This is a genomic window from Pseudomonas sp. AAC, from assembly GCF_000725445.1.
Lineage (GTDB): Bacteria > Pseudomonadota > Gammaproteobacteria > Pseudomonadales > Pseudomonadaceae > Pseudomonas > Pseudomonas citronellolis.
Map to the genome: position 1 here is coordinate 243837 of NZ_KL647095.1, position 13039 is coordinate 256875.

14 protein-coding genes and 1 tRNA gene are annotated in these 13039 nt (G+C 68.0%); 7 read left to right on the forward strand and 8 right to left on the reverse strand.

Features of this window, described 5'->3' with window-relative positions:
- Window positions 1-194 precede the first annotated feature (194 nt).
- The 6 genes from FG99_RS06755 to FG99_RS06780 form a co-directional block, all read right to left on the reverse strand.
- Window positions 195-270, reverse strand: a tRNA-Phe gene (locus tag FG99_RS06755).
- A gap of 77 nt (window positions 271-347) precedes the next feature.
- The gene (locus FG99_RS06760) at window positions 348-620 is read right to left on the reverse strand and encodes an oxidative damage protection protein (protein ID WP_009613840.1); all 273 of its coding nucleotides are present in this window, start codon (window positions 618-620) and stop codon (window positions 348-350) included.
- Complete coding sequence (gene mutY / locus FG99_RS06765; RefSeq protein ID WP_043268340.1) at window positions 617-1684, reverse strand: A/G-specific adenine glycosylase; 1068 nt, start codon at window positions 1682-1684, stop codon at window positions 617-619. Before mutY ends, FG99_RS06760 begins: the two co-directional genes overlap by 4 nt.
- A complete protein-coding gene (locus tag FG99_RS06770) occupies window positions 1681-3918 on the reverse strand; it encodes an AsmA family protein (protein ID WP_043268342.1) in 2238 nt (745 codons plus the stop codon). The genes mutY and FG99_RS06770 overlap by 4 nt, the downstream gene beginning before the upstream one ends.
- A 62-nt stretch (window positions 3919-3980) precedes the next feature.
- Window positions 3981-5081 (reverse strand): NAD(P)/FAD-dependent oxidoreductase, encoded by a 1101-nt coding sequence (locus FG99_RS06775; protein WP_043268344.1) that lies wholly within the window; start codon window positions 5079-5081, stop codon window positions 3981-3983.
- Window positions 5078-5485 carry an acetyl-CoA sensor PanZ family protein gene (locus FG99_RS06780; RefSeq protein ID WP_043268346.1) on the reverse strand — a complete coding sequence of 136 codons (408 nt, stop codon included), beginning with the start codon at window positions 5483-5485 and terminating at the stop codon, window positions 5078-5080. The genes FG99_RS06775 and FG99_RS06780 overlap by 4 nt, the downstream gene beginning before the upstream one ends.
- Window positions 5486-5636: 151 nt before the next feature.
- Between FG99_RS06780 and hisB the strand changes: the two genes are divergently transcribed.
- From hisB to FG99_RS06815, 7 genes are all read left to right on the forward strand, one after another.
- A complete protein-coding gene (gene hisB, locus FG99_RS06785; RefSeq protein WP_043256084.1) occupies window positions 5637-6230 on the forward strand; it encodes an imidazoleglycerol-phosphate dehydratase HisB in 594 nt (197 codons plus the stop codon).
- Entirely contained in the window at window positions 6230-6868 is a 639-nt protein-coding gene (hisH, locus tag FG99_RS06790; RefSeq protein WP_043268348.1) for an imidazole glycerol phosphate synthase subunit HisH, read from the forward strand. Before hisB ends, hisH begins: the two co-directional genes overlap by 1 nt.
- A gap of 4 nt (window positions 6869-6872) precedes the next feature.
- Window positions 6873-7133, forward strand: coding sequence for a DUF2164 domain-containing protein (locus FG99_RS06795; protein WP_043268350.1), 261 nt, complete (start codon window positions 6873-6875; stop codon window positions 7131-7133).
- A gap of 41 nt (window positions 7134-7174) precedes the next feature.
- A complete protein-coding gene (gene hisA / locus FG99_RS06800; protein ID WP_009613830.1) occupies window positions 7175-7918 on the forward strand; it encodes a 1-(5-phosphoribosyl)-5-[(5-phosphoribosylamino)methylideneamino]imidazole-4-carboxamide isomerase in 744 nt (247 codons plus the stop codon).
- 106 nt (window positions 7919-8024) lie between these two features.
- Window positions 8025-8795: an imidazole glycerol phosphate synthase subunit HisF gene (hisF, locus tag FG99_RS06805; RefSeq protein WP_009613829.1), complete on the forward strand. Its 771-nt coding sequence runs from the start codon at window positions 8025-8027 to the stop codon at window positions 8793-8795.
- 183 nt (window positions 8796-8978) lie between these two features.
- Window positions 8979-9725 carry a substrate-binding periplasmic protein gene (locus FG99_RS06810; protein WP_043268352.1) on the forward strand — a complete coding sequence of 249 codons (747 nt, stop codon included), beginning with the start codon at window positions 8979-8981 and terminating at the stop codon, window positions 9723-9725.
- Window positions 9726-9873: 148 nt separating this feature from the next.
- Complete coding sequence (locus FG99_RS06815) at window positions 9874-10632, forward strand: substrate-binding periplasmic protein (RefSeq protein WP_043269104.1); 759 nt, start codon at window positions 9874-9876, stop codon at window positions 10630-10632.
- A 315-nt stretch (window positions 10633-10947) separates the two neighbouring features.
- On the opposite strand, the gene FG99_RS06820 is transcribed toward FG99_RS06815, so the two are convergent.
- The gene (locus FG99_RS06820) at window positions 10948-11706 is read right to left on the reverse strand and encodes a divergent polysaccharide deacetylase family protein (protein WP_043268354.1); all 759 of its coding nucleotides are present in this window, start codon (window positions 11704-11706) and stop codon (window positions 10948-10950) included.
- 3 nt (window positions 11707-11709) lie between these two features.
- Window positions 11710-13014 carry a S41 family peptidase gene (locus FG99_RS06825; RefSeq protein WP_009613824.1) on the reverse strand — a complete coding sequence of 435 codons (1305 nt, stop codon included), beginning with the start codon at window positions 13012-13014 and terminating at the stop codon, window positions 11710-11712.
- Window positions 13015-13039 lie beyond the last annotated feature (25 nt).

The following is a 13039-nucleotide window of genomic DNA, read 5'->3' on the forward strand; positions in this document are numbered from 1 at the left end:
TCCCATCCCTCGGGCGGAAATCATCCGGAATGTCATCATTCTGAAAAAACGTTGTGCTACGCGCCAGTAGACAACGGAAATCAGGGGAGTTTCGCCGGGCGGGCGACCAGTGGCGGAAGCGCGGCCGTGATCGGCTGAGGGCGGAAATGCAAAAGGCCCCTGGTTCTGGTGAACGCAGGGGCCTTTCGGAGTCTTGGTGCCCAGGGACGGAATCGAACCGCCGACACGGGGATTTTCAATCCCCTGCTCTACCAACTGAGCTACCTGGGCAACGTGGCGCGCATTAAAAGGGTTTTCCGAAAGGGTGTCAAGCGTGCCGCGAAAAAATTTTCAGTTAATACCGGAGCTTACGCGCTCGGTGGGACGTAGCCGTCGGCCTGGGCGTATTCCTCGCCGGAGAGGAACTTGTCCATCTCGCCCTGGAGGAATTTGCGGTCCTCGGCGTTCATCATGTTCAGCCGGCGCTCGTTGATCAGCATGGTCTGGTGCTTCTGCCACTCGTCCCAGGCCTGCTTCGACACGTGCTCGTAGATGTCCTGGCCCTTGGCGCCGGGGTAGGGCGGGCGATCGAGGCCGGGCAGCTGTTCTTTGTACTTGCGGCACATCACCATTCGGCTCATGTCATCTCTCCTGCATTCAACGCGTCGGCTGCCCGCTTGAGCAGCTTCTTGACCGGGGCCGCGAGACCGAGCCGCGGCGGGGTGGCCAGGTTATACCAGAGCCAGTCGCCCTCGGCCACGCCGCTGGCTGCGTCTTCCACGCGCACCAGCCAGGGCTCGATGGCCAACTGGAAGTGGCTGAAGGTATGGGTCAGGCCGGGCAGTTCGTGGCGCTGCCCCAGGCGTAGGGCGTGCTGCGCGGCGAGCGGGTCGAGCTGGGCGAGGTCGTCCAGTTCCGGGAAGCTCCACAGGCCGCCCCACAGGCCGGTGGACGGGCGCCGGTAGAGCAGGATGGCGCCTTCGCGGTTGGCCAGTATCGGCATCAGAGTGCGCCGCTGCGGCAGCTCTTTGCGCGGCTTGGGCACCGGGTAGGCGCTTTCGCGGCCGAGCAGGTGGGCGCGGCAGCCCTCGCTCAATGGGCACAGCAGGCAGCTGGGTTTGCTGCGGGTGCAGAGGGTGGCGCCCAGGTCCATCATCGCCTGGGTGTAGTGGTTGACCCGTGCGTGCGGGGTGAAGCGTTCCGCCGCTTCCCACAGCTGTTTCGCCACCCTGGGCTCGCCCGGGTAGCCGTCGCAGGCCAGGTAGCGGGCCAGCACGCGCTTGACGTTGCCGTCGAGGATGGGCGCGCGCAGGCCCATGGAAATGCTGGCGATGGCCCCGGCGGTGGAGCGGCCGATGCCGGGCAGCTCGGTGAGCTGCTCGAGGTCGCGGGGGAATTCGCCGCCATGGCGCTCCATCACCATCTTCGCGGTCTTCTGCAGGTTGCGCGCGCGGGTGTAGTAGCCCAGCCCGGTCCACAGGTGCAGGACTTCGTCCTCGGGTGCAGCGGCCAGGTCGGCGACCGTGGGCAACGCCGCCATGAAGCGGTCGAAGTAGCCCAGCACGGTGCTCACCTGGGTCTGCTGCAGCATGATTTCCGACACCCACACCCGGTAGGGGTTGATGTCGCGCTGCCAGGGCAGGTCATGGCGGCCGTGGCGGTCGTGCCAGTCGAGGACCGCGGTATTGAAGCGTTCGGGGGTCATTTCTTCTTCAGCAGGTTCTTCAGGGCGTCCTTCAGGTCGGGGCTGACCTTGTCGCCGAATTTCTCTTCGAGTTTTTCGTTCAGGCGCTGGCCGGCCAGTTGCCCGGCAATGCGGCCGATGCCTTCCTGGTCCAGGCGGCAGGCCTTGGCGCCCAGTTCCAGCGGGCCGCGGCAGCGCAGCGGCCATTCGATGCCGACGTAGCGCTTGTTCACTTCGCAGGCCGGGTCGGGCATGTCGCTCTTGTCGCCTTCGATGATCACGCCGACGCGGTAGTCCATGCCCAGCACGCGCAGGTCGAGGTCGCCGTCGCCCTTCACCGTCAGGCCGGGCACCGCGACGCGCAGGTCGGGGTTGCTGGCCACGCCGTTGTGGAAGGTCAGGCTGCCGTTGAGTTCGCGGAAGGGCGTGTCCTTGCCGCCGTGCTCGGCGCTCAGGCTCTTCCGGTTGAGGGTGGCGATGCCGCGGCACAGTTGCTCTTCCAGGTTGGCGTTGAGCAGCACGCCCTTGCTCAGCTTGAAGTTGGCCTTGCCGTTGAGGTTGTCGATCCAGGCCTTCTGGCTGTTGCCCTGGGTGGTGATGTCCGCGTCCAGGTTCAGCAGGCCGGTGACCGGCGGCTTCTGGCCCTGGGCCTGGAGGAGTTTCTCCACCGGCACGCCTTCGATGTGCTTCTGCGCCGCCAGCAGCGCCACGTCCTGGCGCACGTCGAGGCTGGCCTTGGCGTTGAAGCGGCCGTCGTAGAGTTCGCCGCGCATGTCGTCGAGCGTGAACTGGCCGTTCTGCCCGCGCAGCTTGAGCACGGCGTTCTCGATCGGCAGCTTGTCGAGGGTGAGCTGGCCGAGGTTCAGGTTGAGGTCCAGGTCCAGCGTGCGCAGCTTGGCCAGCGGCAGCAGCGGGGCGTCGCTCCAGGCCTGCTGGGTGGGGGCGTTGGGCAGCGGGCTGTCGCCCTTGCCGGTGGCGCTGGCGACGGTGGCGTCGACTTCCGCCTTGCGGCTGGCGCTGGCCGCCTCGGCGCCTTTGGCGGCCTTGGCCGGCAGGTAGCGGTCGAGGTTCAGCTTGTCGCCGCTGAGCTGGGCGCGCACGGCCTGCTTGGCGATGTCGGCCAGGCCCAGGCGGCCGCTGAAGCTGCTGTCGTCGAGCTTGAGCTGGATGTCGCTGAGGTTGACGGCGTTGCGGCTGCCGTCCAGGCGCGCGGCCAGTTCCAGCTTGGTCAGGGTGTTGCCGTCGGCCATCTCCGGCAGTTTCTGGCCGAGGCCTTCGAGGAATTCGCGCAGGTTGAACGGGGCGATGGACAGGCCGCCGGTGAACTGCGGCTCCTTGTCGAGGTTGCGCGCCTTCAGCTCGCCGAGGGCGCGCAGCTGGTTGATCGACAGCTTCAGGCCGTTCCATTCGGCGACCTGCGCGGCCTGGTCGAGCAGCAGCTGGCCCTGGGCGGAGAAGGTCGCGGTGCGGCCCTGCAACTGGTCGCCGGCCAGTTCGCCGGAGAGCTTGGCGTCTTCCAACTGGTAGCGCTTGAGCGCGCGGTCGAAGCGCAGGTTGCCGGTCAGCTCGGTCTTGGCGCGGGTCACCGGCTGGTTGGTGCCCAGGTAGGCGTTGAGCTTGAAGGGGATGCTGCTGCCTTCGCGGATGGCGCCGGTGTTCAGGTCCAGGCCTTCGACGGTGTACTGCTTGCCGCTCTGCTCGTCGCTGTAGTCGATGCGCGCGCCGCTGACGTTGAGGCTGTCGATGTCCAGCTTCATCGGCGTGGAAGCGGTTTCGCCCGGAGCCTTGGGCGCTTCGGCGGGCGCGCCGGCCTGGCCGGCCGGCGTGGCGGGGGTGGCGCCGGCGGGCTGGGCCGGCTTGCCGATGTCTTCCCAGTTGCCCTTGCCGGCCTTGTCGCGGTTCAGCGTGAGTGTCAGGCCCTGCACGCGGATGTCGCTCATCTGCACTTCGCGGCGCAGCAGCGGCAGCACCCGCACTGACAGGCCGAGCAGCTGCAGGTCGGCGAACGGCTTGTCCGGGCTGCGCACGCTGGCCACGCTGGTGTCGTGCAGCTCCAGGCCGAGCCAGGGGAACAGGCTCCAGCCGATGTCGCCGCGCAGGTCCAGCTCCAGGTTGGCCTTGTCGCGGGCGAGCTGGCGGATCTCGTCCTTGTAGTCGTTGGGGTCGAAGAAGTGGGTGAGGATGAAGCCGGCGGCGACTACCAGTAGCAGCAGGGCGAGGACGGCTATGCCCAGGATCTTGCCGAACGCTTTCATGGACGGGTCCTTGTTCTGGCGGCGGGTGAATTGGCGGGAGTATATCAATGCGCCCGCCCGCTTCAGCAGGCGGCGGCGACGCGCTCGGCGATGGCCAGGCTGGCGGTGAGCCCCGGCGACTCGATCCCGAACAGGTTGACCAGGCCCGGCAGGCCGTGGTCCACGGCGGTTTGGATGACGAAGTCGGAGGCGGGTTCCCCGGCGCCGCTCAGTTTAGGACGAATCCCGGCATAGCCGGCCTGCAGGCGCTCGGCGTCCAGGCCCGGGAAGTAGCGGCGGATGGCCTGGGCGAAGGGCTCGCGCAGCGCTTCGTCGACCAGATAGTCGATGCTTTCCAGGTAACGCACGTCCGGGCCGAAGCGCAGCTGGCCGCCGAGGTCGAGGGTGGCGTGCACCCCCAGGCCGGCGGTGTTGGCCTCGGGCATCGGGTAAATCAGGTGGCTGAACGGCGAGCGACCGCCGTAGGTGAAGTAGCGGCCCTGGCACAGGTGCAGCGGCGGCACGCCTTCCAGGCCTTCGGTGCGGGCGGCCCGTTGCTGGGCGAACAGGCCGCCGGCGTTGACCACCTGTTCGGCCCGGATGCTGAACGGCTCGCCGACGCTGACGCCTTCGGCAACCCAGCCGTCGGCGGCTCGGCGCAGGCTGTCGATGCGGGTGTCCAGCACCAGCTGTGCGCCCTGAATTTGCGCGGCGTGCTGCAGCGACAGCATGTAGGCGTGGCTGTCGATGATCCCGGTGCTCGGCGAGAGCAGGGCGGCCACGCCGCGCACCGCCGGTTCCAGCGCGTGGAGCTGGGTGGTGTCCAGCGGCTGCAGGTCATGTACGCCGCTGGCTTGGGCATTGGCGGCGAGGGCTTCCAGCTTGCCCAGTTCGACGTCTTCCACGGCCACCAGCAGCTTGCCGATGCGGCTGTGCGGCACGTCGTGGCTGGCGCACCAGGCGTACAGGCGCTCGCGGCCTTCCAGGCAGAGTTCGGCCTTGAGCGAGCCGGGCGGGTAGTAGAGGCCGGCGTGGATGACTTCGGAGTTGCGGCTGGAGGTATGGCTGCCGATCAGCCGTTCGGCCTCGACGATCAGCACGCTGCGCCCAGCGGCGGCCAGGCGCGCGGCGCAGGCCAGGCCGACCGCGCCGGCGCCTATGACCAGGATGTCGATGTCGTTCACGGTGCCTCCGCGGTTTCCAGGGCCAGGCCCAGGTGCGCGGCCAGCTCGGCCGCTTCCGCCTGCCCGGCCGGGGCCAGCAGGCGCAGCGGGCAGCCGGCGAGCACCGCCTGGCGCTGGGCTTCCTCCAGCAGCCGGCGGGCCACGCCGCGGCCGCGGGTGACGCGGCGCACGCACAGGCGCGAGAGGCGCCAGGCGTCGGCATCGCGCTGCAGCCAGGCGGCGCCCAGCAGGCGGTCGTTGAAGCGCCCGGTCAGTAGCGTGCCCGCGGCCAGCGCGGCGTCCACCAGGGCCTCGCCATCGGCGAAGGGCGCGAGCAGCCAGGCCGGCGCCTCGGCGTAGAGCCGGGCCAGGTCCTGGCGGTCCTGGGCGGAGGGCTGGGCAAGGTGTTCGACGATCACGGGCATGGCGGCATCCTCGGCGGGGACGCGCAGTTTACGGACAAGCGGCGCCCCGCGGCCAGCGCCGCCGACCGTCGCCCGTAGCCCTGCGGGGCCCGCCGCGCCTATAATGCGGGCCCTCTTATAATCAAGTGCAGTGTTAGCTGTGGAGCTGGTGATGGCCGAACGCAAGGCAACCGTCGCGCGCGACACCCTGGAAACCCAGATCAAGGTGTCCATCGACCTGGACGGCACGGGCAAGGCCCGCTTCGATACCGGGGTGCCCTTCCTCGAGCACATGATGGACCAGATCGCCCGCCATGGCCTGATCGACCTGGACATCGAGTGCAAGGGCGACCTGCACATCGACGACCACCACACCGTCGAAGACATCGGCATCACCCTCGGCCAGGCCTTCGCCAAGGCTATCGGCGACAAGAAGGGTATCCGCCGCTACGGCCATGCCTACGTGCCGCTGGACGAGGCGCTGTCGCGCGTGGTGATCGACTTCTCCGGCCGCCCCGGCCTGCAGATGCACGTGCCCTTCACCCGCGCCAGCGTCGGCGGCTTCGACGTCGACCTGTTCATGGAGTTCTTCCAGGGCTTCGTCAACCACGCCCAGGTGACCCTGCACATCGACAACCTGCGCGGGCACAACACCCACCACCAGATCGAGACGGTGTTCAAGGCCTTCGGCCGCGCCCTGCGCATGGCCATCGAGCTGGACGAGCGCATGGCCGGGCAGATGCCGTCGACCAAGGGGTGCCTGTAATGCAGACGGTCGCCGTCATCGACTACGGCATGGGCAACCTGCACTCGGTGTCCAAGGCGCTGGAGCGCGTGGGCGCCGGCCGCGTGCTGGTGACCAGCGACGCCGCGGTGATCCGCGAGGCCGACCGCGTGGTGTTCCCCGGCGTGGGCGCCATCCGCGACTGCATGGCCGAGATCAGGCGCCTGGGCTTCGACGCGCTGGTGCGTGAAGTCAGCCAGGACCGCCCCTTCCTCGGCATCTGCGTCGGCATGCAGGCGCTGCTGGAGCACAGCGAGGAGAACGGCGGCGTCGACTGCATCGGCCTGTTCCCCGGCCAGGTGCGCTTCTTCGGCAAGGACCTGCGCGAGGACGGCGAGCACCTGAAGGTGCCGCACATGGGCTGGAACCAGGTCAAACAGAGCCTCGACCACCCGCTGTGGCACGAGATCCCCGACGAAGCGCGCTTCTACTTCGTGCACAGTTACTACATCGAGGCGGGCAACCCGCGCCAGGTCGCCGGCCGCGGCCACTATGGCCGCGACTTCGCCGCCGCGCTGGCCGAGGGCCCGCGCTTCGCCGTGCAGTTCCACCCGGAGAAGAGCCACACCCACGGCCTGCAGCTGCTGCAGAACTTCGCCGCCTGGGACGGCCGCTGGTAAGCCCATGGCCCGCCAGAAGGACAAGCCGGCGATCCTCGAACTCGATGGCGCCCAGCGCCAGAGCGCGGCGCGGGCCATCCAGCGCTTCCTCGAGGAGCGCTTCGAGCTGGACCTGGGCGGCTTCGAGGCCGAGGAAGTGCTGGACTTCTTCATGCGCGAGTTCGGCCCGCTGTTCTACAACAAGGCGATTCTCGATGTGCAGGCGCACCTGAAAGACAGGTTCGAAAGCATCGAAAGCGACTTGTGGGCGCTCGAGAAGAGCTGACCCGACCCCATTCACGACTTGGATTCGAGCAGGTTCAACCGATGCTGATCATCCCCGCAATCGATCTGAAGGACGGCGCCTGCGTGCGCCTGCGCCAGGGCCTGATGGAAGACGCCACGGTCTTCTCCGACGACCCGGTGGCCATGGCCGCCAAATGGGTGGACGGTGGCTGCCGCCGCCTGCACCTGGTGGACCTCAACGGCGCCTTCGAAGGCAAGCCGGTGAACGGCGAGGTGGTCACCGCCATCGCCAAGCGCTACCCGAACCTGCCGATCCAGATCGGCGGCGGCATCCGTTCGCTGGAGACCATCGAGCACTACGTGCGCGCCGGCGTCAGCTACGTGATCATCGGCACCAAGGCGGTGAAGCAGCCGGAATTCGTCGGCGAAGCCTGCCGCGCCTTCCCCGGCAAGGTGATCGTCGGCCTGGACGCGAAGGACGGCTTCGTCGCCACCGACGGCTGGGCCGAGGTCAGCGAGGTGCAGGTGATCGACCTGGCCAAGCGCTTCGAGGCCGACGGCGTCTCCGCCATCGTCTACACCGACATCTCCAAGGACGGCATGATGCAGGGCTGCAACGTCGAAGCCACCGCCGCCCTGGCCAACGCCACGCGCATCCCGGTGATCGCCTCCGGCGGCATCCACAACCTGGGCGACATCCAGAAACTGCTGGACGCGCGCACCCCGGGCATCATCGGCGCCATCACCGGCCGGGCGATCTACGAGGGTACCCTCGATGTCGCCGAGGCCCAGGCGCTTTGCGATCGGCAGGCAAAAGACGAATAGACGAATAAAAGCGCTGGAGGCTGAAGGCTGGACGTGACCGAGTCGCTTTTTCGTTCAGCCTCCAGCCTTCAGCCTCCCGCGAATTTCAAGATTGGGAGACACCAGAATGGCCCTCGCTAAGCGCATCATCCCCTGCCTCGACGTGGACAACGGCCGCGTGGTCAAGGGCGTCAAGTTCGAGAACATCCGCGACGCCGGCGACCCGGTGGAGATCGCCCGCCGCTACGACGAGCAGGGCGCCGACGAGATCACCTTCCTCGACATCACCGCCAGCGTCGACGGCCGCGACACCACGCTGCACACCGTCGAGCGCATGGCCAGCCAGGTGTTCATCCCGCTGACCGTCGGCGGCGGCGTGCGCACCGTGCAGGACATCCGCAACCTGCTCAACGCCGGCGCGGACAAGGTCTCGATCAACACCGCCGCGGTGTTCACTCCGGAGTTCGTCGGCGAAGCCGCCGCGCGCTTCGGCTCGCAGTGCATCGTGGTCGCCATCGACGCCAAGAAGGTCTCGGCGCCGGGCGAAACCCCGCGCTGGGAAATCTTCACCCACGGCGGGCGCAAGCCCACCGGGCTGGACGCGGTGGAGTGGGCGAAGAAGATGGAAGGCCTGGGCGCCGGCGAAATCCTCCTGACCAGCATGGATCAGGACGGCGTGAAGAGCGGCTACGACCTGGGCGTGACCCGCGCCATCAGCGAGGCGGTGAACGTGCCGGTGATCGCTTCCGGCGGCGTCGGCAACCTGGAGCACCTGGCAGCCGGCATCCTCGAAGGCAAGGCCGACGCGGTGTTGGCGGCGAGCATCTTCCACTTCGGCGAGTACAGCGTGCCGGAGGCCAAGGCCTACCTGGCCAGCCGCGGCATCGTGGTGCGCTGAAGGGCGCGCCGCACTGCCGGGGTGCAGCTTGCGACAGGGCCCGGCCCGCTCATGGCGGCCGGGCCTTGTGCTTTCTGGCGATGTTTCCTACAGGGCGTGACGCGGTCTGAAAGATGCAAGGCCGAATGATGGCAAACTTGCGGTAAGCTCTGCGCCTTCGCTTACAACCAGGAATGTTCTGCGATGCTGAAACGCCTCCTGCTGGCCAGCTCTCTGCTGTTGGCTGGCACAGTGCATGCGGAAATCTCTCCGGACTACAGCATGGTCCTGCTGACGGAGAACTTCCCGCCCTACAACATGGCCATCAACGGCAAGAACTTCGCCCAGGAAGACAACATCGACGGCATCGCCGTGGACATCGTCCGCGAGATGTACAAGCGCGCCGGCATCAAGTACAGCATGACCCTGCGCTTCCCCTGGGAACGCATCTACAAGCTGGCGCTGGAGAAGCCGGACTACGGCGTCTTCGTCACCGCGCGGCTGCCGGAGCGGGAAAACGCCTTCAAGTGGGTCGGCCCCATCGGCCCGGACGACTGGGTGCTGCTGGCCCGCGGCGACAGCCCCATCGCCCTGAAGAGCCTGGACGAGGCGAAGAAGTACCGGGTGGGCGCCTACAAGGGCGACGCCATGGCCGAGTACCTCGCCGAGCACGGCTTCGAACCGGTGCTGGCGCTGCGCGACCAGGAGAACGCCGGCAAGCTGCAAAAGGGCGAGATCGACCTCTGGGCCAGCGGCGACCCGGCCGGGCGCTACCTGGCCAAGCAGGTCGGCGTCAGCGGCCTGAAGACGGTGCTGCGCTTCAACAGCGACCAGCTGTACCTGGCGCTGAACAAGGAAACCCCCGACGAAGTGGTGCAGAAGCTGCAGGCCGCGCTGGACAAGATGCGCGCCGAAGGCTTCGTCGACGATGTACTGAACAGCTACCTGTGATCCGTCGGCGCCGCTCGAGGGGAGCGGCGCCGCGCTGTGTTGCCGGCCACGGCCGGAGCTGTGCCAGGGATGGTGTACAGGACGGGAATCGCGTCCACTATGCAGGGATGCCGCTAGCCATAACGATAACCAAGCGAGCGGTATGACCATGCTGAAACTCAAGACCTGCGGGCTGTTCATCGGCCTGCTGCTGGGGGCCGCCACGGCCCGCGCCGACCTGCCCGCCGACTACAAGGTGGTGCTGCTGACGGAGAACTTCCCGCCGTTCAACATGGCGGTGGACGACAAGAACTTCGCCCGCGACGAAGGCATCGACGGCATCAGCGCGGACATCGTCCGCGAGATGTTCAAGCGCGCCGGCATCGGCTACACCCTCAGCCTGCGCTTCCCCTGGGACCGGCTGTACAAGCTGACCCTGGACCGCGCCGGCTACGGCCTGTTCTCCACCACCTACACCCCCGAGCGGGTGCCGCTGTTCAAGTGGGTGGGCCCGCTGGCGAAGACCGGCTGGGTGGTGCTGGCGCCGCCGGGCAGCAAGATCACTGCGCTGAAGGACGTCAAGGAAGCCGGCAAGTACAAGCTCGGCGCCTACAAGAACGACGCTGTCAGCCAGGCGCTGGAGAGCCAGGGCATCCCGGTGATCAACGCCCTGCGCGACCAGGAGAACGTGAAGAAGCTGATGACCGGGCAGATCGACCTCTGGGCCACCACCGACCCGGTGGGCCGCTACCTGGCCAAGCAGGAGGGCGTCAGCGGTCTGCAGACGGTGCTGCGCTTCAACGAGGCGCAGCTGTACCTGGCGCTGAACAAGGACACTCCGGACGAGGTGGTCGAGCGCCTGCAGAAGGCCCTGGACCAGATGCGCGCCGAGGGGTATGTGGACGAGGTTACCAACAATTACCTCTGAGGCCGGATCGCGGACGGAGTCCGCTCCTGCGCCCGCCCTACGGTTCTGAGGATGCACGATTGTAGGAGCGGGTCCTGCCCGCGATTCGCGCGCAGGGCGCGCTCCTACAGGTGGGTTCGGAACTGTTCTATTGGGTTCCCGCGTTCGCGGGAACCCAGAAAACCGCCTAGAAGCAACAGGCCGCACCGGCGTGCTCTTCGTAGGAGCGAGCCATGCTCGCCTGCAACGGCCGGTGCTCGGTCGGGCGCGGCGATGGGTATCGCTTCGCTCAACCCATCCTACGAAAAGCGCTGAGGCGCGGCCGGCGAGCGGGGTTCAGCGGTAGACGCCATCCTTGCCATGCGCCGCCATGGCGCGGTTGCCGCGCTCGGCGATCAGCAGGTCGGGCTTCACCAGTTCGATGCCCGCCGCCTTCAGCTTCGGCAGTTCGCGCAGCAGCACCCGCAGGGTGGCCGGGCGCGGGTGGCCGATCAGCAGCGCCGAGCCCTGCTTGCGCGCCAGGGCCACGCCGCTCTGCAGCTGGCGGGCGATGCTGTCTTCATCCGGTTGGTCGTCGAGGAAGACATCGCGGGACAGGCTGGCCAGGCCGCGCTTCTGCGCCTCGGCGGCGGCCACGGTGGCGGCGCTGGTGCGGCTGTCGAGGAAGAACAGGTGGCGTTCCTGCAGGGTGCCCATGAGCAGGTCCATGCCGGCGCGGTCGGCGGTCATGCGGCTGCCTTCGTGGTTGTTCACGCCTTGCACGTAGGGCACCGCGGCCAGCGCCGCATCCAGGCGCCGGGCCAGTTCCGTGTGCGGCAGGTCGGGGCGCCAGGCGTAGGGGCCGCCGGCCGGGTCCATCGGCAGGTGCAGGATCAGGGTGCGCCCGCGCTGGTGGGCTTCGCGGGCCAGTTCGGCAGCATGCGGGGTGTCCGGCATGATCGCCAGGGCCACTGCGGCCGGTAGTTCGAACACCTGGCGGTCGCGCGCCAGGTTCTGCCCGAGGTCGTCGATCACCACGCTCAGCAGTGGCTTGGTCTGTGCCTGGCCGAGCAGGGCGGCCAGGCACAGGCCGAACAGCAGCCGTGCCCGGCGCACCGGTCAGTTGCCGCGGCTGACGCTGAGCCCCTTCAGCAGGCTGAGGGCCTGGCTCAGCTGGAAGTCGCTGTCCTGCGGGGCGGCCTGGGGCGCCTTGCCCGACTGCGTCGGACGGTCCTTGCCGCCGTTGCCGTTGGCCAGGTGACCCTGCAGGTCGGCTTCCTTGAAGCCTTCGAAGTCGCTCTGCTCGCGGGTCACCTTGGCGCGTTCCACCTCGATGTCCGGGACTATGCCCTGGGCCTGGATGGAGCGGCCGTTGGGGGTGTAGTAGAGCGCGGTGGTCAGCTTCAGGGCGCGGTCGTTGTTCAGCGGCAGCACGGTCTGCACCGAGCCCTTGCCGAAGCTGTCGGTGCCCATGAGGATGGCGCGTTTCTGGTCCTGCAGGGCGCCGGAGACGATTTCCGCCGCCGAGGCGGTGCCGCCGTTGATCAGCACCACCAGTTGCACGCCCTCGCTGGGGTCGGCCGGGTCGGCGGAGAAGCGCAGTTCGGAGTTGGGGATGCGGCCCTTGGTGTAGACGATCAGGCCCTTGGTGAGGAAGGCGTCGGCCACTTCCACCGCGGACTGCAGCACGCCGCCGGGGTTGTTGCGCAGGTCCAGGACCAGGCCCTTGAGCTTGCCCTTGTTGTCCTTCTTCAGCTGCGCCAGGGCCTTGACCACCTCGTCACCGGTGTTGACCTGGAACTGGGTGATGCGCAGGTAGCCGTAGTTCGGCTCCAGCAGCTGGGTCTTGACGCTCTTGACCTTGATGATGGCGCGCTTGAGGCTGACGTCGAACGGCCGGCCGCCGCCGCGCACTATGGTCAGGGTGATGGACGAGCCGGGCTTGCCGCGCATGCTGTCCACCGCCTCGTTCATCGACTGGCCCTTGGTCGGCTTGCCGTCGATCTGCACGATCAGGTCGCCGGGCTGGATACCGGCCGCGGCCGCCGGGGTGTCGTCGATCGGCGAGACCACCTTGATGAAGCCGTCCTCGGTGCCCACCTCGATGCCCAGGCCGCCGAACTCGCCGCTGGTGCTTTCCTGCAGCTCGGCGAATTCTTCCGGGTCCAGGTAGGCGGAGTGCGGGTCGAGGTTGCTGAGCATGCCCTTGATGGCGTTCTCCAGCAGGGTCTTGTCGTCCACCGGCTCGACGTAGGCGGCCTTCACCCGGTCCAGGACCTCGGCGAAGGTCCGCAGTTCGTCCAGCGGCAGCGGCGCCTCCTTGCCGCTGGCCGCGGCTGGCGCGGCGGGCGGTGTCTCGGCGGCCTGGGCCGCCCCGATACCGAGCAGCAGGGCCAGGGTGATGAGACGGAAGCGATGCGACATGTTTGGCTCCTAAGGCGTGTCCGCC